Source organism: Shewanella sp. VK101 (genome assembly GCF_056497865.1).
Genome location: NZ_CM151402.1, coordinates 680,689 through 702,501 on the forward strand (window position 1 = coordinate 680,689; position 21,813 = coordinate 702,501).

The following is a 21,813-nucleotide window of genomic DNA, read 5'->3' on the forward strand; positions in this document are numbered from 1 at the left end:
TATCAAAAAGGTGCCTACTATACAATGGATACTATTGTAAATAAAATGCGCCCTCCAACAGCGTAGAGGGAGGTATGCATGAAACGACTGCAAAATAAGTTTGCCTTGGTTACCGGGGGTACCAGTGGTATAGGCCTGGAAACCGCACGGCAGTTTCTTGCCGAGGGGGCCAAGGTTGCCATAACTGGGCGCGACATCAATGCCCTCAACCGGGTTCGGGAAGAGTTGGGGGGTAACACCTTGGCCATTTGCTGTGATGCCGGCGATATAAACTCACAACGGGAATTGGCACAAACGCTCAGCCGCCAGTGGCCGCGTTTGGACGTCTTGTATGCCAATGCCGGAGACGTTACTCATCTGCCATTGGCGGATTGGGACGAAATAGCCTGGGATAGATTGATGTCGGTGAATCTCAAAGGGCCGTTTTTTCTTATCCAATCACTCTTGCCTCTGTTGGCAAACCCGGCCTCTGTCATCCTTTGTGGTTCAACCAGCGCGCATATCGGCCTGGTGCAAAGCAGTGCCTATGCCGCCAGTAAAGCGGCGCTGCTGTCGCTGGCGCGAACCCTGTCGGCAGAGTTGCTTGAGTCTGGCATCAGAGTCAACTGTTTAAGCCCCGGGCCGACAGAGACTGCGGCTTTGGGTAAGTTGGGGCTGGCTGCTGAAGAGCAAAAGGCACTGCAGCAGGAGATTCGGCAACTGGTGCCCATAGGTCGTATGGGAACGCCTTGGGAAATCGCCAAGGCGGCCGTGTTCCTCGCATCCGACGAGTCGCGCTTTGTCATCGGCACCGAATTACTGGTCGATGGTGGCGTTGCCAATCTCTAAGGAGGTGCGAGCCAGTCCCATGTGTGCTCTACGTCGGTAGAGACTAGGCCGAAAGGGCTTCGGCAGGGGGCTTGGGTTGAATCAGCTTGCCTATCTTGGGCCCTTGCTGCTCGGCAAATCGCTGTTGAATGTCGAGCAATTCAGCTTCGCAGGCACAAAAGGCTGCCACCAACTGTGGGTCGAACTGGCCTCCGGCCTCCTTCTTGAGGTAGGCAAAGGCTTCCTGGTTGCTCCAGGCGCTCTTGTAAGGCCGCTCCGAGGTCAGGGCGTCGAACACATCGGCAATGGCGGCTATGCGGGCGCTGAGGGGAATGGCATTGCCCTGCAAACCCTCGGGGTAGCCATTGCCATCCCAGCGTTCGTGGTGGCTGCGGGCCACTTCCGCCGCCATTTGCAGCAAAGGTGAGGCATCATCGCCGAGAATATCGGCGCCTATCTTGGTATGCCCCTGCATGATGCGGTACTCCTCCGGCGTCAGCTTGCCCGGCTTCAAGAGAATATGATCCGGAATACCTATCTTGCCGATATCGTGCATGGGCGCGGCATTGAACAACAGCTCGACCCAGGATTCAGAGGCGCCCAACTGCCGGGCCAATACCCGGCAATAGTGGCTCATGCGCTGCACATGCAGGCCGGTTTCGTTGTCACGATATTCGGCGGCGCGCCCCAGGCGGTTAATGATCTTATGACGGGTCTGTTCCAGCTCCCGGGTGCGCAGCTTCACCAGTTGTTGCAGTTGCCTGGCCTGATTGGCCAATGCCAGCTGGTTGGCGATACGTACCTTGAGGATAGCCGGACTGATGGGCTTGGAGATGTAATCCACGGCCCCCAACTCAAAGCCGGTTTGCTCGTCGATCACTTCATTCTTGGCGCTGATGAAGATCACCGGGATCTGCGCCGATCTGGGGTGCTGTTTCAGGCGGTGACAGGTTTCAAAACCATCTATGCCGGGCATCATCACATCCAGCAGGATAAGATCGGGCTCCAGCCCCTGATCCAGCATGGCCAGGGCCTTTTCACCGGATGTGGCGGCGCGCAGACTATAATCCTTGGCCAGTACTGCATGGATAAGTTGCAGATTATCGGCGGTATCGTCCACGGCCAGAATGCAGGCCTTGTCGAAAGTTTGCATATATCTCCTCAGTGCCCAATGGGGCGGTCGAGTTAGTGTCTGAAACTTCCTGTCACCACCTTGTTATATTGAATATCCTGTCACATCCTATTTACTTTTTATGCCATATTCATCTGAAAGGCGCTGAGATTTTGGCACTTTTCAGCAGTTAATGTTGTATCAGTTTGTTTCCTTGGGGCGATCCACTTCACTAAAGCTAAATTATCTTTGGCATCCATCGCGGCTTTCGCGCAAGATATGCGCCTTTTTTAGACAGCTGACGCCCGAATTGAGGCAGTGTCAGCAATCTGACACCCGACTCCGTTTTACTCTGCTTGGCACAAGCACGAAGGAATAAATAATGGGAAAATCCCTGTTGCTGTTTTGTCTGCTGATTTGCTTGAGCCCCTTTGGGTTTTCCAAGGTGGGCGATCTGCCGCTGCAGCTTGATGATGGGACACAGTCGGAAACGCCCAAGGTGGTGCTCTTGCTGGAAGACGGCAGCCCATTTTGGCAGCGGGTGGAACGCTTTACCCGGATGGCGGCGCAGGATCTCAAGCTGGATCTGCAGGTTCGCTTTTGCGATGCCAAGGGGCGGAACCAACTGTCTATCGGGCGCGAAGCGCTGGAGCAGGGGGCATCCGGGCTGATCTTTTCCCCTTTTGGTGAGCAGAGTAAAGAGTTGTTGGCATTGGCAGACAGTTATGGTGTGCCGACAGTTACCATCAAATCCTCCTTTCCCGAGTCGACACACAAGCCCCATGTAATGCACCGCAACTGGATTGGCAGTGTCACGGCCAACAGCAAGGTGCTGGGCAGCATGCTGGCCCGGCAACTGCTGGAGCAAGCCGATCCTGAGAAACCCGAATTGCAACTGCTGGTGATAGCCGGGCCTGAGACCGACCCCGAGGTGCAACAGCAACTGGCGGGGATCCGCGCTTATCTGGATATCCTGCCGCAGCCGGTGAAGCTAACGGTGAAATACACCCAATGGCGCGCCAGAGATGCCGAGCGAGCCTTGAAGCAAGCGCTGGATCAGCAGCAGGACCTGGACGCGGTATTGGCCATGAATGCGGTGATGGCATTGGCAGTTGCCAAACAAGCTGAGGAAGAGGGGCTGCTGCTGGGTACCAGCAATTGGGATGCCGATGTTGCCGAGGCGATGCGCGGAGGCAGAATCCACGCAGGCATTGGCGGGGTGGAGTTTCAAGGTGCCTTTGCCCTGGTGATGCTGGCGGATCATCTGCGCGGCGTGGATCTGTCCGGGCAGGCGTTCAATCAGTATCTCAACCTGATCGCCATTAATGGCGAAAACCTCAATCGTTACTGGCAACTGTTTGATGTCAGCAACTTCAATCCCGACTTTTCCCAGATCTCCATGGCCGCTAACCCCAGGATCATGTCGCTGGATTTTCGACTGGAAAACCTGATCCCGGATCTGGACGTGCACGAATTTATTGCCCGTTTGAGCCCGGAAGAACTGCAGTTTTTGCAACAGCATCAGGTGGTGGATGTCGGGGTTGCACCGGATGCGGCGCCGGTGGACTTTCTCAGCCTGGAGGGCGTACATCAGGGCATGATGGCCGACTTTCTCTACGAGATAGATCGCTTCCTGCCGCTGGTGTTCAATGTCCGCAATGAGCTCAGTTGGGACAAGAATATCCGGGCGCTGAAGGATACCGAGGTAGACATGCTGAGTCTGGCTTCGCCTTCCAGCGAGCGCCAGGAGCATATGTTGTTTACCCGGCCGCTGGCCGAATTCCCCGGAGTGCTGCTTACCCGTCACGATGCCAAGAAGATCAATGGCCTTAAAGATCTGCAGCAGCAAACTCTGGGCGTACTCAAGGATGATGTCACCGAAGAGGTGATGCGGCGGGACTATCCTCAGATGACATTGCGGCGTTTTCGCTCCATCGAAGCCATGATGCGGGCGGCGGAAAAAGGCCAGGTCGCTGCCGTATTTACCAACCTGCCCACGGCCAATCACTATCTGGGCACTCACCTCAACAGCCCACTCTGGCTCGCCAGCGATACCGAGTATAAGTTCCAGGTGGCGATGGCGGTGCGCAAAGACTGGCCTGAGCTGGCGTCTATTCTCGACAAGGCCCTGGCGCAGATCCCAACCTATAAGTCACAGGAGATCCAGAACCGCTGGATCAACGTCAAGTACGACTTCGGCATACATCACAGTAAGGTGCTCAAGTGGAGCCTGGTGGCCGCGGCGCTGACCATCACCTTGCTGTTGCTGTTTTGGCGCTGGAACCGGCGTCTCAACCGCGAGGTGCAGCAGAGGCTGAGAGTAGAAACCGAGTTGAAGGCCAGTATGCAGAGGTTTCAGGCGTTGTTTGACTCGGCGGTGGATGCCTGTGTGCTGGCCGACAGTCAGGGAACTATCCTCGACTGCAACCAGGCGATGCTGGCACTGCTGGGGCGTGAGGAAAAATCCCCCTTACTGGGGCAAAAGCCGGACTGGTACTACTACCCGGCGCCGGGGAATCGTCAACAGGTGGACCAAAGGCTGAAGCAGGTCTTGAGCCAAGGTAAAGTGTGCTTCGATGGCGACTTGCTCGGGGTTCATGGGCGCAGGGTTCCGGTTGAAGGTACCTTGGTGCGGGTGATGCTGCAGCAACGCTCGCTGATCCTCTGCTCCTACCACGACCTGACCCAGAAGCGGCAGATGCAGCAGTCACTGGCGCGGGAGCGGGACATTCTCAAGAAGGTGCTGGGCAACAGTCCGGTCGGTGTGTGGATTGCCGTTGACGGTGTGCTCAGGTATGTCAACGAGCCTATGACCCGGATGACGGGAATGCGCCTGGGGCAACCGCTGCAGCCCTGGTTCCCCGAGCCGGAGGCCTACACTGAAGCGGTGCAGCGGCTGGAAGGGGAAAACGATGTCGTGACCATAGAGACCCGTATTTTCTCCGACGAGGGCGGCTTTCGGGATGTGCAGCTGAGTCTCTATCGCACCGAGCTGGACGGCCAGGCCGCCAGTCTCTGCTGGGTGGTGGATATCACTCAAAACAAGCAGGTGCAGACTCAAATGGCCCATGCCAAAGAGTTGGCCGAAGCGGCCACCCGGGCCAAGTCCGAGTTTCTGGCCAATATGTCCCATGAGATCCGCACGCCGATGAATGCCATTCTGGGCATGTCCTGGCTGGTGTTGCAGACAGAGCTGAATGGTCGTCAGCGCAACTATCTCGACAAGGTGCATCAGGCGGCGTCGTCGCTTTTGGGGATCCTCAACGACATTCTCGATTTTTCCAAGATAGAGGCCGACAAGCTGGAACTGGAACAGCGGCAGTTGGATCTGTTTGAACTTGTGGGGCAACTGGTGGGGGTGATGGGCTTCAAGGCCGATGAGCAGCAGCTGGCACTGCGAATGGAGCTGCCGCTGGATATGCCGCGCCTGTATCTGGGGGACCCGCTCAGGCTCAATCAGATCTTTACCAACCTGCTGGGCAATGCCCTCAAGTTTACTCCCCAAGGCGGCGAAATCTGCCTGCGGGGCCGTTTGCTGCATCGCCAGGGGGACAAGGTGCGGCTGCAGTTTTGTGTTCAGGATACCGGCATAGGTATTCCAGAGGACAAGCTGGCAACCCTGTTCGACTCTTTCGAGCAGGTGGATGCCTCCACCTCCCGCAAGTATGGTGGTACCGGGCTGGGGCTGGCTATCTGCAAGCGCTTGAGCGAGATGATGCATGGCCGCATCTGGTGTCAGAGCCGCGAAGGTGAGGGCAGCCGCTTCTATCTGGAGCTGGAGCTCACCTGCCGGGACGAGTACCACTATCTGGCCGATTACGCGCCACTCAGAGGTCATGAGGTGACTCTGGTCAGCAGTGATGACGGCGAGTACCGACACTGGCATTGGCTGTGTCGCCAGCTCGGCATCAGGCTACAGCGTTTCCATAGTTTGCAACAGCTTGGCGAATGGTTGGGCGGCCTCGAAGCAGACAGAAAAGCCAAGCTCAAAGGCTTGCCGCTGCTGCTGGATATGAGCCGCGAATGCCCGGACGCCCTGGCGGCGTTGCCATTGCCAAGCCATGCCGGAGTCTGGCTGCTGGGGAACTTGAGTCAGGATGAACAACTGAGCCGTATCGGCGGTGAGCAGAGATTGCTGCGTCCCTACACTCCCTGTGGTCAGTTGACGGCGCTGCGATCTTTGCTGGCGCTGTCCGGCGAAACGCCTTGTTGCTCCGACGAGCCGCGAACACATGTGAACATAAGGCAACAACTCAAGGGCGCCCGTATCCTGCTGGTGGAAGATAACCCGCTCAATCAGGAGTTGGCGCTGGCGCTATTGAGTCAGGTGGGGATGCAGGTCAAGCTGGCCCAGCATGGGCAGCAGGCGCTGGAGCTACTGCAGCAGCAAGACTTCGATGCCGTGCTGATGGACTGTCAGATGCCTGTGATGGATGGCTATCAGGCGACCCGGGCTATTCGTGCCAATCCGGCGCTGAAGGGGTTGCCTGTGCTGGCTATGACGGCTAACGCCATGGTGGGGGACAGGGAAAAGGCGCTGGCGGCAGGCATGGTGGAGCATATCACCAAGCCGATTCAGGCCGAGGTGCTCTATGGGGCGCTGGCGCGTTGGGTCAAACCCAGGCAAGAAAATCCGGCAGCGGCATTGCCTGCTGAATCTATACCTGCGAGTGGCTTACCCGAGTTTCCCGGGCTGGACAAGGACGCAGGGCTCAGATGCTGCAACGGCAATGAGGCGCTTTACCTGCGCTTACTGCAACTCTTTTGCGACACTGGCAAGGGGGTGGCAACTGAATTGGCAGAGGCGATGCAGCGCCAGGACTGGCCGCAGGTGCAGCTTCTGAGTCACAGTATCAAGGGCTCGGCCGCCAATATCGGCGCTATTGAGCTGGCCGAGTGCGCCGGTGCCCTGGAGTTGGCACTGAATAGCAGGATAGCCACAGCACTCGGCTCGCAGTTTGGTCAGCAACAGGAGCAGGATAATCCAACCGACTTGCCGCAGATACAGACTCGGCTGGACAGTCTATTGCAAGCTCTTGAGGCACTGGTTCTCGCCCTGGAGGCCTTGCCCCAGCCGTCATCTCAGCCATCATCGCAGCCGTCATTAAAGCCTCAGACGTTTGAGACACTGCCTCCAATAGGCAGTTTCAGCTCAAGTGCACCTGCGACCAAACTTGCCGCCCAGTTCGATGCCCTGAACCAGAGCCTGGATGAATACAACACAGAAGCGCTGGAGCAGGTCGATGCCCTGGTTCAGCATTCGGCACTGCAGCCCTGGCGCGAGTCGCTTGAGCGGCTGCAGCGGGCGGTGCGGGCCTTTGATTTCGAGCGCGCCGCCACTGAACTAGCCAGGCTTCGGCAGCTGGCCCGGGTTTGATGGTGCTGTCTCCCTATCAAGCGGCAGCTTGGGTAAAGCCTGTCTGGTAAAAGCCTGCTGCATCAAAGCTGGCTGCACTAAAACCGAGCGTCTCAAAATCCTGTGGCGCAGCTAGTGCGGCAGCGCCATAGGGTAGCTGAACAGCAGCAGATGACAGAAGTTGAGGCAGAAGTGGCACAGCGCCGCCAGCCACAAACGGCCGCTCAGCTGGAATACCAAACCATAGAGAACACCGGCGAGGGCGGCGAACAGCACCAGAGTCCAACCCCCGGCCAGGTGCGCCAGCCCAAATAGCACGCTGGCTAGCGTTACCCCAAGCAGGGCGCCGCCGCGCTTGACCAGATACTGCTGCAATGCGCCGCGAAACAGCACCTCTTCGGCGACGCAGGTCAGCAGCAGATTATTGAGCGCAAACAGCCACCACCAGCCCGGCAGCTTGGGATCCCAATGAATGGCGCCGCTTAAACTGGCCAACCCCAGCAGCGCGGGCGTGGCGGCAAACAGCAAGGCCAGCAAGATTATTTTTCGCCTTGGCAGAGGTTTTGGCGTACCCGCAACCAGCGGCCAGGCCAGCAGCAACAGAAACAGGCTCAGCGGTTTATCCAGGTTGAGATACATGCTGAAAGGTGCACTGCCGCTGCTGGCTTGCACTTTATCCAACAGCTTGAGGTTGTCAAAGCCCGGCAGCAGATGCACTGTGAGTGCCACGGCGCTCAGCAGTATCAAGCCCTGGGCGCCATAAACGGCAAGCTGCTTGAGTCGTATATGGCCCTGCTCGTTTACCTCATTATTCGCCGCCGCACTCTTGGCTGAATTTGCCTGTCGGCAAAACCGCTGACGCCATTGTGGTAACTTGAATGCCAACGCCAGCAATAGGCCCACAAGTATCAGAGTCGGCGCCGCAATGCGGCCCAAAAACAGCGCCAGTAGTAGGCTGGTGGCGAGCAGCAAGAGTGCGATGGGAAAACGGCGCAGCAGCGCAAAAGGCACCGCCAGCATCAGTGCTAGCCAGATAAGCAAGTCGACAGAAGGCACAAAGGGCATGGGGAAGGCTCCGAAAAAGCGGCGATTAAAGCTGTATAGAGGATACCGGGCAAGCGCCGCTAACAGAGATCGGACTTGTTCAGCCTTTGTCGAGCAATTGATTAACCCAAGTCTGATAGTCGCCCTGATAGGTGGCTATCTCCATGGTGCTGTAGGGCGCCAGTAAGATGCCGGGAAACTGCCAGCCACGTTCCTGCATCTGTTTCAGAGGCGGCAACATGTCTTCTTTGATGGCATCAAAAGCGATGCGATAGCTGGCGAAATCTCCTTGGCTGAAGCGGGTTATCAGGCGGTCGAACAGTGCCTTCTCCTCCGGCTCAGCGTCTGCCGGGTTTGAATGGAAAAAGCCCTGCCCATACCAGTAGAGCAGCAAGGCTGTGCCGGCATCACAGAGAGAGTGATTGAGTATGGCGGCCGGGCTTTCAAGGCCGTTGTCCCAATTGAGATTGGCGGCCACATAATGCAGCTCTTCCATGCTCTGCAGTTCGGCTATGGTCATTAGGCTATCGGCAGTCTTGGCAAATTCACCGGCAATAGCCGCCAGTGCGGCGCCGATTTCCGGGTCTGCCAATTGTGCCTTTAACTGCTCGGTATCGCAGATGGCGCCGCTCTCGGCGCATTCAAAGGCCCTGAAAAACTGCTCTTGGGTCAGACGTTTGGCCATCCTTGTCTCCTGTCCTTTATCATCCCTCGTTGGGGCAGGGGGATTTGATTTTTTGCGGTTCGCTGATGTTGCTGGCCAGATAATAGCTGGCAATGCCCATGAGTATGTTGGTTACCGGCAGTGCCAGCATCAGGCCTTTTACCCCGCCGAGGAAGGCGCCCAGCGCTGCCAGCGGCAGCATCAGCAGGAACAGGCGACACAGATTCAGTACCAGCGAGGCCATAGGCCTGTGATAGGCGTTGAGCGAGGTGGCCACTATGATCACCACGCCCAGCGGGCCATAGGCGGCGGGCAACACCAGAACATAGAAACTGAGCCATTCCAGCACCTGAGGGTCGGTACTGAACAGGGCGGCAATTTGCGGCGCCAGCAGCGCCAGCGGGATATACAGCAGAGTCTGGAACAGGAGCACAAACTTCAGCGCCAGCAGCAGTGCCTCGCGGGCGCGCTCCTTTTGACCGGCACCCAGGTTCTGGGCGATAAAGGGCACCAGGCTGGAAGATAGCCCCATCACCACAATCAGCAGCAAGGACTCCAGCCGGGTTCCGGCACCGAAGGCGGCCACGGCGGCGTGATCTATCCGCGCCAGCATCCCCATAATCGCGGCGTTGGCCAGGGGGTTGATCATATTCATCAGCGCCGCCGGTTGGGCTATATGGGCCAGCTGTTTCCAGTTATCGACAAAGCGGCTGAAACACCAACCCGCGGCCACCAACATATGGCGTTTGACCACCAACAGGTAACTGGACAGCGACAGCGCCACCAACCAGGAGATCAGGGTCGCCACTGCGGCGCCTTGAATTTCCAGCCTGGGGAAGGGGCCGATACCAAAGATAAGCAGCGGATCGAGGATCAGGTTAATCAGCGCCGCCAGCGACAAAATTGCCGCCGGTGAGCGGGTATCGCCGGTGGCCCTCAGGCCCTGATTGCCCACCATCAACACCACCAACAGCGGCGCCCCCAGATACCAGAGATTCATATACTGATGCACCAGCGGCAGTATGTCGTCTTTGGCGCCGAGCAGGGAAAACAGCGGGTCGATACACAAGCTGCCCAGCAAGGATAGCCCGGCAGTCAAAATAAAGGTCAGCAGCAGGGCGTCGTGCAGAAACACCTTGGCCTTGGGGGCGTGCCCGGCGCCTATCAGGCGGCCAAGATTGGTGGACACCCCGGCGCCTATGCCGATGGCAATACTGGACACCACCAGGGTCACAGGGAAGGTGAAGCTGATTGCCGCCAGCGCCTCTGTGCCCAGCTTACTGATGAAGTAGGTGTCTACCAGGTTGAAGCCCAGCACGGTGAGTATTCCTAACATGTTGGGAACACTCATATTAAGCAGTACACGACCTATCGGCTGACTGAGCAGCCCGTGTCTGTCTCTCATGGCCCGTATCTGCCTCTTGTGAAATGGATGAAGTAAATCGTGCGGAAGCGCGATTCTAACAGGATTGCCCCGGCTTTAAAAAACGAGGGTCAAAAATTTTCAAAAAATTTTGACCTGTCCCCTTGGAAGTGCCAAATCCGGCCCCATATAAGCCAACATCAAGCGGCTAAAGCCTGTTGGCCTGGCCGTCTTTTACATAAACCATGAACCGCCTCATATTGGGCAAAAATCATTAGGAGAATCCATAGATGAATATTCGTCCATTACATGACCGCGTGATCGTCAAACGCCTGGAAGTTGAAAGCACTTCGGCCGGTGGCATCGTACTGACCGGCAGCGCAGCCGAAAAGTCTACCCGTGGTGAAGTACTGGCTGTTGGCAATGGCCGCATCCTCGAAAACGGTGACATTAAGCCATTGGACGTGAAGGTAGGTGACGTAGTGATCTTCAACGAAGGTTACGGTGTCAAGAAAGAGAAGATTGACGGTGAAGAAGTCCTGATCCTGTCAGAAGCTGACCTGATGGCCGTAGTGGAATAAACCACTCGAACCATTGAAAACCTTCCAAAGTAATCGAAAAATTTAAGGATAATCAACATGGCAGCTAAAGAAGTAAAATTTGGCAATGACGCTCGCGTAAAAATGCTGGCGGGCGTGAATGTTCTGGCTAACGCAGTAAAAGTGACTCTGGGCCCTAAAGGCCGCAACGTCGTTCTGGAAAAGAGCTTCGGTGCACCACTGATCACCAAAGACGGTGTTTCAGTCGCCAAAGAGATTGAACTGGAAGACAAGTTTGAAAACATGGGCGCGCAAATGGTTAAGGAAGTTGCTTCCAAGGCCAACGACGCTGCCGGTGACGGTACCACTACCGCCACAGTACTGGCCCAGGCTATCGTGACCGAAGGTCTGAAAGCCGTTGCCGCCGGTATGAACCCAATGGATCTGAAGCGCGGTATCGACAAGGCTGTAATCGCCGCCGTTGCCGAGCTGAAAGCCCTGTCTCAGGATTGCTCCGACTCCAAGTCTATCGCTCAGGTAGGTACTATCTCTGCCAACTCTGATGAGTCTATCGGTGAAATCATCGCTACCGCGATGGAAAAAGTGGGCAAAGAAGGCGTGATCACAGTTGAAGAAGGTCAGGCGCTGGAAAACGAACTGGACGTAGTTGAAGGTATGCAGTTCGACCGCGGTTACCTGTCTCCTTACTTCATCAACAAGGCTGAAACCGGTTCTGTTGAACTGGACAACCCATTTATCCTGCTGGTTGACAAGAAGATCTCCAACATCCGTGAGCTACTGCCTATCCTCGAAGGCCTGGCCAAGACAGGCAAGCCACTGTTGATCGTTGCCGAAGACGTTGAAGGCGAAGCCCTGGCGACTCTGGTTGTCAACAACATGCGCGGTATCGTTAAAGTGGCTGCCGTTAAGGCGCCTGGTTTCGGTGACCGTCGCAAGGCCATGCTGCAGGATATCGCTATCCTGACCGGTGGTACTGTTATCGCCGAAGAAATCGGCCTGGAGCTTGAAAAAGCCACTCTGGAAGACCTGGGTACCGCCAAGCGCGTGGTTATCACCAAAGACAACACCACCATCATTGATGGCAGCGGTGAAGAGTCTCAAATTCAAGCCCGTGTTGCCCAGATCAAGCAGCAGGTTGAAGAATCGACTTCCGACTACGACAAAGAGAAACTGCAAGAGCGTATGGCCAAGCTGGCCGGCGGTGTTGCGGTAATCAAAGTCGGTGCCGCTACCGAAGTGGAAATGAAAGAGAAGAAAGCCCGCGTTGAAGATGCGCTGCACGCTACCCGCGCCGCCGTTGAAGAAGGTGTGGTTCCTGGGGGCGGTGTTGCCCTGGTTCGCGTTGCCTCCAAGATTGGTGAGCTGGACGTGAGCAACGAAGATCAGAAGCACGGTGTGGTTATCGCCCTGCGCGCCATGGAAGCCCCACTGCGCCAGATCGCTACCAACGCAGGTGAAGAAGCCTCTGTTGTCGCCAACAACGTTAAGAACGGCAGCGGTAACTATGGTTACAACGCCGGTAACGACACTTACGGCGACATGCTGGAAATGGGTATCCTGGATCCAACCAAGGTTACCCGCTCTGCACTGCAGTTTGCGGCCTCTGTAGCCGGTTTGATGATCACCACCGAAGCCATGGTAGCCGAGCTGCCAAAGGAAGAGGCTGCGCCTGATATGGGCGGTATGGGTGGTATGGGCGGAATGGGCGGCATGATGTGATCCTAGCTGGTTAAAATCGTCTATAGCGGCGTTATCTTGCCACTCGTTTAGTTCACTAAACTTCGCGGCAAGATGCCTGGCTCTAAAACGATTTTTCCTGCACTAGACGCAATGTCGGTCTTAAGCTCAGAAGCTTAGAACTTAAAAAGAAAGCCCCGATGCCAAAGGTATCGGGGCTTTTGCTTATTCCGAGAAAGGAAAAGACCCACGCCTCGAACGCGGGCCTTTTCCATTTCAGCGGTTTCTGCCGAGGGCGGGGGAGTGGTTTGGATTTGGAATGGCTTCCGGCTGATTGTGCCACTCATTGCCTGCCGCAGGCCTTCTGCATATGCACCTCAGTGACACGCTGTGAATACATATATGGACCCATCCCGTTTGCAAGACATTTGATTTCAATTTGAGAAGAGTTCATTGCACCCATATATTCGGCCTGTTACTGAGTTAAATATCTGGCCCTGATGGATATGTGCTTCTACTTTCCTCATCATCCTTGCGGCTTCACGATGAGCCTATGGATTCAACAGGTTTTAAGTAGAACAGTCTGACTGTCTCATCATCAAATCAATTGTCACCGCAACTTGGTGATAGGTTGGCATTATCTTACTTCACAACCTGATTTATAAGCTTCATGTCGCCGGCCGATACGTTTCTTCTTTGGCCGCTATGACCCAGGCAATTCTGGCAAGCTTGTTGGCTACTGCAACGCAGGCGCGATTAAAGCCTCGACGCTCCACGAGGGCCTTCGCCCACAGGCTGAGCTTATCGGTTTTGTGCTCGCAGTGACGCAAAATGGACCTGGCACCATGAATGAACAAGGTTCGTAGATAGGCATTGCCTCGCTTACTGATCCCCAGCAGATTATCCTTGCCGCCACTGCTGTGCTGCCTGGGCACCAGACCGCACCAAGCTGAAAAATGGCGGCCATTGTGAAATGCCTTCCCCTCCCCAACAGCGGCATAAAATGCCGTCGCAGTGACAGGACCAACCCCCAAGACGGTGCCTAATCGTTGGCAGATAGGATTATCAGCATTTTCCTGCAATACCTGCTTTTCACACCCTTTCAGCCTGTTCTCAAGTTCGACAAACTCATTATACAGTCCATGGAAAATCGCTCGACCTTTGGCTGTGAGTGCATTCTCACCGTCTTCCAAAATGTCGGGCAATTGACTGCGAAAGGCCGTTTTTCCCTTTGCCAGCACGATGCCATATTCGGCCAACATGCCTCGAACCTGATTCACCAAGGCGGTGGTTTGCTGTGTGAGTCGCTCACGAACCCTGTGCAACATCTGCACATCTTGTTGTTCGATAGATTTGGCGGGCACGAAGCGCATGTTTGGTCGCTGAGCCGCCTCCGCTATGGCAAGGGCATCGTTGTAGTCATTTTTATTTCCCTGCCGATAGGGAATGACATATTGAGGAGGGATCAACTTAACCTGATGACCAAGGGCAGTAATTTCCCTGTTCCAATAGTGAGCGCCACCACAGGCTTCAATCGCGACCAGGCAAGGTTCCAACTTAGCGAAAAAACCGAGTACTTCTTTTCGTTTAAGCATTTTCTTGCGCACCAGCTTACCTGCTTTGTTGACCGCAACAGCGTGGAACACCAACTTTGCGATATCCAAACCGATGGTTGTAATCTTCATAGTGGACCCATTCTCTTTCCAGATGACTTTCAACAACTTCATCGTGGCCCATTGCGAGGCCGGTTAAAAGGGGATGGGTCCATTCCATTATCCTTGTAAGCTCGGCGCCAACATTCATGTTGGCGACGGTCACTGATGCGCATATGCCGGGTGATTTGGTGCAATCTGCTAGTGATGAATTAGTCTTTGAGCGTATTGGGTTTGGATAGGGCTGCAGGTTCTACTTTTCGGCTCGTCGCCCTCCTACTAATAGATAGATCCCTGTAGGCTCCACACAGCAACAGTGTTGTGGGTGTCCTGGCTTTTGTTGGGTGTCCTGACTTTTGTTTCTGGTCTTAAATTCGGGGGAAAGGTCACCCCGATGCCGAGAGTATCGGGGCTTTTATTAGCTTAGATTTGGATTACTTGCATAACGACTTCACTACACGATTGTAAGATATTGGTAGGCAGCTACATTTCTAGAAAATTTCTTTGCTCTAAGCATGACTTACACTGTTATTTAAAAAATGTTGGCTTTGGTAGATATGGAGGTAAAGGTAAGGCGGCTTCATCAATTGAGAATTGCGCACCGGAAAGACATCCACAATAAGTTGGGAATTTCTTATAGTGAGAAGTGTTTTTACTCCATCTTAAGGCTGAGTATCCGGCCATTATTCGATGTCCAACCCATCTTTCGTCAATCAGTTTGTAACCACTAGGTTTGTTTAAAAGTAGTAAGCTTCCCATAAATTGAATCCATTCATTATGGGTAAGAAGGCGGTTGCCATAAGCATGAAATGATCTACCACTTGCATAGATGTTAAATCCTAAATTCCAATGTCTACAAAGCTCTTTAAGTATTTCTGAAGCTGCAGGACTGGATCCTTTTGAGCCGAAGTCAATCATTGGTAAATGGAAAAGGTTGTGATTTACCGTAATGCTTGAGTGCATGGCTAGCTCATACTCAGGTTCTAGTGACATGAGCATCTCTAGCAATACATTGTCATTTAGCATGCCTACATGTAGTGGAAACACAAATCGATTGTCTTGGAATGATTGCGGTACATAATGATATTTGCTCATTTGTATCGAAACGTTATTGTTAGACAAAGGTGCAAGTACCTGAGCAACCCATGTTATGGGATGACGGCTTAACTTTACTCCATGTATATTGCCTGAACTAAGATTTGACATTTATACCCTTTAGCATGTGAAAGAAATCCATCGAAAACTGGTCTGTCATTCCTGATACAAAGTCTATAACAAGGTGCGCTCGTAAAGTCCACTCTTCTGTACGGGAGATGTCTCTAAATTTTTCCTCAAAACAACCTTCAAAGTAATTGTCAAACTCTTGATTTAAATGGTTAATCTTTTTACTGTTATCTGTAATCGAGGTTTCAGAAAACAGTTTGGTTTTTAACTTTGGGATTGAAGTTCCAATAATGGCACATTTATATGCATTTAAGTGCTTTAACGGCAATCTATTGAAAAGCCTATGGTGAATATGAAGATTGTTATCCTTAATGTCGTCGAAATTATTTTTTATTAGATGCAAGAATGCCTCTTTGTTTAGGCCTAGTAAAGCTTGATACTTCTCTAGAATACCAGAAATAATAGCAAAACCAGATAGTTCCATACATTCTGCTTCACTAGATTTGAAAAGATGTTTACCAGTGTAGACCTTTAGCATTTTGAGGATTGCGTGTTCGATCGTATTTTCTGATATGATTTCTTCTGCTCTTTTAAAATTAACAAAGCTATCATATTCTCTTACAAAAGTTTCGGCGACACAGTTAACTAGATAGTTAGATAAACAGGTTTTAAAGTTTAAGAAGGGGCTTGTGGGTTTATCATAATTAGGGGTTAGGCTGTCTCTTATTGAATCTAAAATTTCTTTTTTACCAAAATTTCTACGAATAGATTCAATTTCTTTAAATATATGCTCCTTAAAGTCTTCTTCGAATATTATTCCTTTCTCAATACCATCCTCTATATCGCTAATGCAATAAGATATATCATCAGATGCCTCCATCAAGAAGCCAAGAGGATGTCTAGTATTAATCGGCATTTCTAATTTTTTCCAAGCATCCATAATAATATTGGATTCAGTGTTAAAAAAACCAATTTTTTTGCTGAATGGAGAGTCTTTAATAGTGTTTTTGGTTTTTGGGCTGTGTGTATATTTGATAAAGGCTGCTAATTGAGTATAGGTTAAATTTAGTCCATAATAGCCGTCATCCCCTTGAAGCTTGGTGATGATGCGGAACCCTTGAGGATTTCCATCGAAATATTTGAAGTCTTCTAATGGATCTTCATTTTCTTCAAATTCATTGTTTACTGCAGATTTAAGACAATTAATAGCATTTTCTGAGTGAGCCCACCGTGTTATCGCCGCTTCACCAAAATGTCCAAAAGGTGGATTTCCTATATCGTGCATAAGACAGGCTGTTTCTACAACATTCGATATAGCGAGGCTATTTTCTCGCCAATACTTTTTTATACTATCAGATAAAGCTGATTTTTCCATCTTCTCACAAATACGAGCTACGATATATCGACCAATATGAGAGACTTCAATTGAGTGTGTAAGTCTAGAACGTACGGCCGAGTTACTTTCTAATGAAAATACCTGTGCCTTTTGTTGCAATCTTCGAAATGCAGCGGAGTAAATTAGCCTAGCTCTGTCACTTTGAGTTGAGGATAGAAACGTATCATGATCTGCACTTGAAGTTCTATGGCGTTCGATTTTATTTAGTATTTCCATATGTCGTTCTTTTCATTAGTGAGTATTATGTTGTAACCTTAAATAAGAAATTAAATCAATCTTATTTTTCATTCTTCTTTGCACGCTTTATGTCTCTGACCAAAACCATTGTTCTATTTGGTTTTCGTATTTCGAATAGATCAATTGCTGCAAATAGGTCTACAAGCTTTTTAAAACCGTAGTTTCTTTGGTCGAAAGAACTGTGGTTTGAAATATGTGAGCCGATTGCGCCAAGTCGTGACCAACCATCGTCCTCTTCGGTTGCCTCAATTGCTTGTCGTAATAAGTGAATTAGCTTCGTGTCACTTTTGAGGTTGCATTTGGGGGATGAGTTCGCTTTTGTTGTATTCGCAGTTTTAATCTCTTTCTCTGTGGCTTGTTCAGTGACTTGCTCTATAGACACTTCTACTTCGATTTCGACCTCGGGTTCTGCATCTAGATAGAGGAAGCGGGAGCAGCTGTTAACGAATGCGGTGGGGGCTTTACGCTCACCAAAGCCGAATACGGTTTTACCATCTGAGAGCACTCTGGTGACCAAAGGAGTGAAGTCGCAGTCAGAGGAGATGAGACAAATGATATCTACGTCCTTGGTATAGAGTATGTCCATTGCATCTATCACCAGTGCAATGTCGGTAGCGTTCTTGCCTTTGGTTAGGTCGAACTGCTGAATCGGTTGAATGGCGTATTCGTGCAGAATATCTTCCCATTGCTTCAGCCCCGGGCTTTTCCAGTTACCATAGGCTTTGCGTATACTTACCACACCATGTTTGGCCAGTTCTGCCAAAATGACATCGAACTTTCGGGCAGGAGCATTATCGGCATCAATAAATACGGCGATTTTTTCTCTTTCTTTCATGTTGTTAGTACTTGGTTTTATTGAGTGTTAGTTAACTCTGGCTCTTGATTGCTGAGAAATAAAAACCGCATACCGAACCTATAATCGCCCCTGAAAATGCAAGTATTTCAGAGAAGTATTTGTTCTCAAATAGAGCCGATACGCCGATGATAATCAATAGGGTGAAAACTAAATAAATTGCCAATAGAGGGGCTATTCGCTTGTTTATTCTTTCTGTTAAAGGTTCTGCTTTTCCTATGCCACCGCATGAACCACAAAGCAGTCCATGTTGATTTCGTCTGCGCCAGAATGGTAGTTCATTCTTCTTGGCACAGACTTCACACGAGGTGTTATCTTTTCCGCTGCTGCAGGTTCCTGTACCAGAGCAGTGCTTGCAGTCGTATAGGTTGACTTTGACGTCTTGCATCTAGATTCATTCCTTTGAAAATACAGCGCTAAGATTGATTTTTTGGTTAGGGTTCAGCTATTCCGAGGTCGGGAGCGAGCCCATTGCGCCAAGGTACTACTGAGGTGGGTGGAATAAGCTTGGCAACTGGCGTCCACTGAAATGCGCCGCTATTACCTGTAATTTTGACGCTACCGCCCCTGATTTTGGCTATCAGACAGCAGTTTCTTTCATATTGAATATTCTTTTAAAACAACGTTTAAGCTATCAATTTGTGGCTGGCAAAACCTTAGCTTAGGTCACAAGTTGCACTGCGGTTAAAGTGGTTTTTGTCAGGGAGGTAGATGAGGTGAGGTGTTGAAAGCTTGTCCTTGCCTTTTGCCTACTCGGGTGAGAGCGGCTGCCATCCCTGATTGTTGTTCACACTTTAGCTGATGCTTAAGCATTGATTTTCGTTGGTTTTTTGTTAAAAGCCTAGCCAATCCTACAATATTGCTGCGGTGAAAAACAAGCTTTACCGCATAGGGTTTTGCTGTGCTGTTTGGCTTAAGTGACTTGTTTGAGTTGCCTGCTTGAGTTGGCCGCTTGAGTTAGCGGCTTCAGTGAATGGTTTTGCTGGTCTGTTAACTGGCAAAAAGTGTCTGGCGGGGAACGGCGATGATTTTTAGGGAAAAGTGAACGGTTTTAACTGGTTTTTGAGGATGTTGCAGCAGTTGCTGCCGGGTTGAGATGTTAGTATCGGTTGCTTGAATCTGTTCTGTTGCTGCGGCGGTTTTTTGTGGCTGTTGCTGTATAGGGCTTTGGAAGTCGTAGAGAAAGTTATCGGGATTGTGTAGTGAAAGGAAAAGTCGTTTCGTATGTCTCATCTAAAAAATTTGGCTTTATCAATGGGGATGATGGTGAAAGCTATTTTCTGCATGTTTCGGCCCTGGTGAACAGGAGTGATGAGGTAAGGAAGGTGCGAATAAGTCCTCGTGGCACTCTGGCTTGCACAGCAATTGGCGTTCAAGGCATCTGACTGAAGGCATGCCGGGGCCTGTCGAAGTTGGATAACGCAGAAAGCCGGTTGCTGTGAAAGCCCCGAAGGGCGTGGCTTACAGACCTGTCTGCTGTGTTGTGCTTCTTGCAAAGGACTAGGCCATTTGCTGCGAACCACGCCTTGCATCCAAGCCCGTAAGCCGACGCAGAGCACACATGGGACTTGTTCGCACCTTCCCTAAGAATGTGCTGGTCGAGTTTGACCCTACGCCAACTCCCAAAGGATTGTCTGCCAAGCAGATCCGTATTCCTGAGGTCTATATAAGAGAGCGACTGCTGAATTTCTTCACCTCCAAGGGTAGCAACCCCAAGCATGGTGATGCCGCGTTGCGCTTGCCTATTTCGACCCGTTTTTTCAAAGATCCGGCCAAGGGGCGCCAATATATAGAGCAACTGGCTAAGCAGTGTGGCTGTAATGCCGTGCTCGGGCTGGAGTTTGAAAAGAAGACCTTCTCCGAAGGCAACTATCGCTTTACCGGCCATGCTTTCAAGGGCGAGTTGGCCCTGGTCACTGAAAAGCAGCCCTGTGACACCAAAGAGATGGCCCTTGCTGCCGAGCGGCAGTTGCAGCAAAGAATACAGGCGGCTGAGCAGGCCTTTGGGCCGATACAAGAGGCTGAGCTTAAGGCTAGACAGAGCCAGCTTTCCGGTTGCCTCGGCAGCGCCGTCGCCGTGCTGGCTGTGGTGGCAATCCTGCCGGCGGCCATTATCGCCGGTATCGCCGGTCTGTTCCCACAGTAGCTAACAAGGCTATTTCAGCGTCTTGAAAGTGTAACAAACTACACTTTTAAGGCGTTTTCGGCTTGAATGGATGAAAAAGTGTATTTAAGTACACTTTTTTATTGTGTCGAGTCTTCAAGAGTATAAAAGTGTATGTTAGTACACTTTTATATTGAATCAGCCCTAAAACACGGCTAAAGTGTAGCAAAGTACACTTTAAGTCTATCTTATGGCCTCCCCATTAACTCCACATTCATTGGGCGCTTTAATTAAGGCCCGTAGAAAAGAAGCGGCACTCACTCTGGATGTGGCGGCAATGCTTTGTGGTGTCACCAAGAAAACCTTCATCCGGGTCGAGAAGGGTGAAGATGTCTACATCTCTACTGTCTTCAAGATACTCGATGGTTTGGGGATCAGCCTGCTGGCGCAGCCCAAGCCTGATGTTGATTCGACCGGGTGGTACTAGATATGAGTGGAGCAGCAAACCTTGTCTTGGATATGCATCTTGGTGATCGAATCATAGGTGAGTTGTCATTCGATCCCGCCACCGAGAGTTTTGCCGTCAGTTACAGCCAAGATTGGCAGCAAAACGGCTTTCCCATATCACCCATGATCCCTTTGGATGGCACAGGAAGCAGCACACAGATCGCCATGTTTCTCGGCAACCTGTTGCCCGAAAACAGGGGCTTGGATTATCTCATCGAATCTCTTGGTGTATCCAGGGGCAATACCTTTGCCCTTATCCGAGCCATAGGCTTGGATACTGCCGGTGCCGTTGCCTTTTCTCCCAAGGGGACTGAACTGCCACAGACGGCATTTCGAGAAATCAGTGATGATGAAATCATTTTACGCCTGGAAGAGCCTGAGCTCTGGCCAATGGAGGTGTGGGATGGCAAGCCCAGGCTGTCGGTAGCCGGGGTACAGTCGAAACTGAATCTGTTCTACAACGGTAAGCAATTTGGTTTCGGTGAAGGTGCCTTATCATCGACCCATATCCTGAAGTTCGAAAAGCAGTGGCATTTAGTCATCAACGAGTTTCTCACTATGCGTTTGGCGAAGTCGATAGCCATGAATGTCGCGAATGTTGAGATCCGCCATTTTGGCCGGCACAAATCATTGTGTGTCGAACGCTTTGATCGTCGTTATTTGCCCGCTGAACAGCGGGTGCAGAGAAGGCATATTATCGATAGCTGCCAAGCCCTTGGCTTTAGTGTGAATAAGAAATACGAACGAAATTTTGGTAATGGCCGTGATGTCAGAGATATTCGTGAAGGCGTGAGCCTGCCCAGGCTGTTTGCTCTTGCGGAGCAATGCGCTAATCCGGCGGCGGCCAAACAGGATATGCTGCAGTGGACGCTGTTTAATCTACTGAGTGGCAACGCCGATGCTCATGGTAAAAACTACTCCTTCTTCATGACACCGACAGGTATGGTGCCTACGCCTTGGTATGACTTGGTTTGCGTGGCCCTGTATGAAGAATTTGAGCAAGAGCTGGCGATGGCGATTGATGATGAATTCGACCCAGACAAGATCTACGCCTATCAATTGGCCGCGTTCAGCGAGGATATAGGGTTACCCAGAGCCTTGGTGAGCAACAGCCTAACCAGAATGGCGACCAGAATAAGCCAAGAAATAGACAGCGTTATCACAATGCTCAATGGATTGGATAACGATGAGCAGGCGTTTGTGGCGAGCTACAAAGCACAGTTATTGGCAAGGTGTGAGCGCTATTTGGATATTGCGCCCCAAATCAATGAGATGGAACTTTAGAAATAGCTTCTAAATGGTTTCATCGAAACTGTTT

General features: G+C 51.7%; 17 protein-coding genes. 7 read left to right on the forward strand and 10 right to left on the reverse strand.

Annotation, left to right across the window (positions count from 1 at the left end; genetic code table 11):
- The first annotated feature begins 78 nt into the window (after positions 1-78).
- Complete coding sequence (locus tag ACSHSR_RS03125; protein ID WP_107005158.1) at positions 79-828, forward strand: SDR family oxidoreductase; 750 nt, start codon at positions 79-81, stop codon at positions 826-828.
- A 43-nt stretch (positions 829-871) separates the two neighbouring features.
- On the opposite strand, the gene ACSHSR_RS03130 is transcribed toward ACSHSR_RS03125, so the two are convergent.
- Positions 872-1,960, reverse strand: coding sequence for an HD-GYP domain-containing protein (locus ACSHSR_RS03130; protein ID WP_479631232.1), 1,089 nt, complete (start codon positions 1,958-1,960; stop codon positions 872-874).
- Between the two features lie 340 nt (positions 1,961-2,300).
- On the opposite strand from ACSHSR_RS03130, the gene ACSHSR_RS03135 reads away from it, so the two are divergent.
- On the forward strand, positions 2,301-7,295 hold the full coding sequence (locus tag ACSHSR_RS03135) for an ATP-binding protein (RefSeq protein ID WP_479631233.1): 4,995 nt from the start codon (positions 2,301-2,303) through the stop codon (positions 7,293-7,295).
- A 111-nt stretch (positions 7,296-7,406) separates the two neighbouring features.
- Here the strand turns inward: ACSHSR_RS03135 and ACSHSR_RS03140 are convergent, their stop codons facing one another.
- The 3 genes from ACSHSR_RS03140 to ACSHSR_RS03150 form a co-directional block, all read right to left on the reverse strand.
- Positions 7,407-8,339 (reverse strand): CPBP family intramembrane glutamic endopeptidase, encoded by a 933-nt coding sequence (locus tag ACSHSR_RS03140; RefSeq protein WP_392468980.1) that lies wholly within the window; start codon positions 8,337-8,339, stop codon positions 7,407-7,409.
- 79 nt (positions 8,340-8,418) lie between these two features.
- The gene (locus ACSHSR_RS03145) at positions 8,419-9,003 is read right to left on the reverse strand and encodes a DUF4274 domain-containing protein (RefSeq protein ID WP_479631234.1); all 585 of its coding nucleotides are present in this window, start codon (positions 9,001-9,003) and stop codon (positions 8,419-8,421) included.
- Between the two features lie 19 nt (positions 9,004-9,022).
- Positions 9,023-10,387, reverse strand: coding sequence for an MATE family efflux transporter (locus tag ACSHSR_RS03150; RefSeq protein ID WP_096141062.1), 1,365 nt, complete (start codon positions 10,385-10,387; stop codon positions 9,023-9,025).
- A 248-nt stretch (positions 10,388-10,635) separates the two neighbouring features.
- Between ACSHSR_RS03150 and ACSHSR_RS03155 the strand changes: the two genes are divergently transcribed.
- A complete protein-coding gene (locus ACSHSR_RS03155) occupies positions 10,636-10,926 on the forward strand; it encodes a co-chaperone GroES (RefSeq protein WP_025010152.1) in 291 nt (96 codons plus the stop codon).
- 57 nt (positions 10,927-10,983) lie between these two features.
- Entirely contained in the window at positions 10,984-12,624 is a 1,641-nt protein-coding gene (gene groL, locus ACSHSR_RS03160; protein ID WP_028780602.1) for a chaperonin GroEL, read from the forward strand.
- A 626-nt stretch (positions 12,625-13,250) separates the two neighbouring features.
- On the opposite strand, the gene ACSHSR_RS03165 is transcribed toward groL, so the two are convergent.
- From ACSHSR_RS03165 to ACSHSR_RS03190, 6 genes are all read right to left on the reverse strand, one after another.
- Entirely contained in the window at positions 13,251-14,267 is a 1,017-nt protein-coding gene (locus ACSHSR_RS03165; protein WP_039034405.1) for an IS110 family RNA-guided transposase, read from the reverse strand.
- Between the two features lie 495 nt (positions 14,268-14,762).
- On the reverse strand, positions 14,763-15,440 hold the full coding sequence (locus tag ACSHSR_RS03170) for a primase 1D-like protein (RefSeq protein WP_479631235.1): 678 nt from the start codon (positions 15,438-15,440) through the stop codon (positions 14,763-14,765).
- Positions 15,427-17,010 (reverse strand): dGTPase, encoded by a 1,584-nt coding sequence (dgt, locus tag ACSHSR_RS03175; protein WP_479631236.1) that lies wholly within the window; start codon positions 17,008-17,010, stop codon positions 15,427-15,429. Before dgt ends, ACSHSR_RS03170 begins: the two co-directional genes overlap by 14 nt.
- A 61-nt stretch (positions 17,011-17,071) precedes the next feature.
- Positions 17,072-17,866: an NYN domain-containing protein gene (locus ACSHSR_RS03180; protein ID WP_479631237.1), complete on the reverse strand. Its 795-nt coding sequence runs from the start codon at positions 17,864-17,866 to the stop codon at positions 17,072-17,074.
- A gap of 31 nt (positions 17,867-17,897) precedes the next feature.
- The gene (locus ACSHSR_RS03185) at positions 17,898-18,272 is read right to left on the reverse strand and encodes a molecular chaperone DnaJ (RefSeq protein WP_107110451.1); all 375 of its coding nucleotides are present in this window, start codon (positions 18,270-18,272) and stop codon (positions 17,898-17,900) included.
- Between the two features lie 602 nt (positions 18,273-18,874).
- Positions 18,875-19,117 (reverse strand): hypothetical protein, encoded by a 243-nt coding sequence (locus ACSHSR_RS03190; protein WP_335920492.1) that lies wholly within the window; start codon positions 19,115-19,117, stop codon positions 18,875-18,877.
- A 328-nt stretch (positions 19,118-19,445) separates the two neighbouring features.
- Between ACSHSR_RS03190 and ACSHSR_RS03195 the strand changes: the two genes are divergently transcribed.
- The 3 genes from ACSHSR_RS03195 (at position 19,446) to ACSHSR_RS03205 (ending at position 21,779) form a co-directional block, all read left to right on the forward strand.
- Positions 19,446-20,030, forward strand: coding sequence for a cold shock domain-containing protein (locus ACSHSR_RS03195; RefSeq protein ID WP_208162672.1), 585 nt, complete (start codon positions 19,446-19,448; stop codon positions 20,028-20,030).
- Positions 20,031-20,238: 208 nt separating this feature from the next.
- Positions 20,239-20,475 (forward strand): helix-turn-helix domain-containing protein, encoded by a 237-nt coding sequence (locus ACSHSR_RS03200; protein ID WP_144128537.1) that lies wholly within the window; start codon positions 20,239-20,241, stop codon positions 20,473-20,475.
- A 2-nt stretch (positions 20,476-20,477) separates the two neighbouring features.
- Complete coding sequence (locus ACSHSR_RS03205; protein ID WP_479631238.1) at positions 20,478-21,779, forward strand: HipA domain-containing protein; 1,302 nt, start codon at positions 20,478-20,480, stop codon at positions 21,777-21,779.
- Positions 21,780-21,813 lie beyond the last annotated feature (34 nt).

What these genes read in the sequence shown, in the direction of transcription:
- ACSHSR_RS03125 (WP_107005158.1), top strand. Translation starts at nt 79, where the DNA reads ATGAAACGACTGCAAAATAAGTTTGCCTTGGTTACCGGGGGTACCAGT.
- ACSHSR_RS03145 (WP_479631234.1), bottom strand. Translation starts at nt 9,003, where the DNA reads ATGGCCAAACGTCTGACCCAAGAGCAGTTTTTCAGGGCCTTTGAATGC.
- ACSHSR_RS03200 (WP_144128537.1), top strand. Translation starts at nt 20,239, where the DNA reads ATGGCCTCCCCATTAACTCCACATTCATTGGGCGCTTTAATTAAGGCC.
- ACSHSR_RS03195 (WP_208162672.1), top strand. Translation starts at nt 19,446, where the DNA reads ATGGGACTTGTTCGCACCTTCCCTAAGAATGTGCTGGTCGAGTTTGAC.
- ACSHSR_RS03205 (WP_479631238.1), top strand. Translation starts at nt 20,478, where the DNA reads ATGAGTGGAGCAGCAAACCTTGTCTTGGATATGCATCTTGGTGATCGA.
- ACSHSR_RS03170 (WP_479631235.1), bottom strand. Translation starts at nt 15,440, where the DNA reads ATGTCAAATCTTAGTTCAGGCAATATACATGGAGTAAAGTTAAGCCGT.
- dgt (WP_479631236.1), bottom strand. Translation starts at nt 17,010, where the DNA reads ATGGAAATACTAAATAAAATCGAACGCCATAGAACTTCAAGTGCAGAT.
- ACSHSR_RS03135 (WP_479631233.1), top strand. Translation starts at nt 2,301, where the DNA reads ATGGGAAAATCCCTGTTGCTGTTTTGTCTGCTGATTTGCTTGAGCCCC.
- ACSHSR_RS03190 (WP_335920492.1), bottom strand. Translation starts at nt 19,117, where the DNA reads ATGAGACATACGAAACGACTTTTCCTTTCACTACACAATCCCGATAAC.
- ACSHSR_RS03180 (WP_479631237.1), bottom strand. Translation starts at nt 17,866, where the DNA reads ATGAAAGAAAGAGAAAAAATCGCCGTATTTATTGATGCCGATAATGCT.
- ACSHSR_RS03155 (WP_025010152.1), top strand. Translation starts at nt 10,636, where the DNA reads ATGAATATTCGTCCATTACATGACCGCGTGATCGTCAAACGCCTGGAA.
- ACSHSR_RS03140 (WP_392468980.1), bottom strand. Translation starts at nt 8,339, where the DNA reads ATGCCCTTTGTGCCTTCTGTCGACTTGCTTATCTGGCTAGCACTGATG.
- ACSHSR_RS03165 (WP_039034405.1), bottom strand. Translation starts at nt 14,267, where the DNA reads ATGAAGATTACAACCATCGGTTTGGATATCGCAAAGTTGGTGTTCCAC.
- groL (WP_028780602.1), top strand. Translation starts at nt 10,984, where the DNA reads ATGGCAGCTAAAGAAGTAAAATTTGGCAATGACGCTCGCGTAAAAATG.
- ACSHSR_RS03130 (WP_479631232.1), bottom strand. Translation starts at nt 1,960, where the DNA reads ATGCAAACTTTCGACAAGGCCTGCATTCTGGCCGTGGACGATACCGCC.
- ACSHSR_RS03185 (WP_107110451.1), bottom strand. Translation starts at nt 18,272, where the DNA reads ATGCAAGACGTCAAAGTCAACCTATACGACTGCAAGCACTGCTCTGGT.
- ACSHSR_RS03150 (WP_096141062.1), bottom strand. Translation starts at nt 10,387, where the DNA reads ATGAGAGACAGACACGGGCTGCTCAGTCAGCCGATAGGTCGTGTACTG.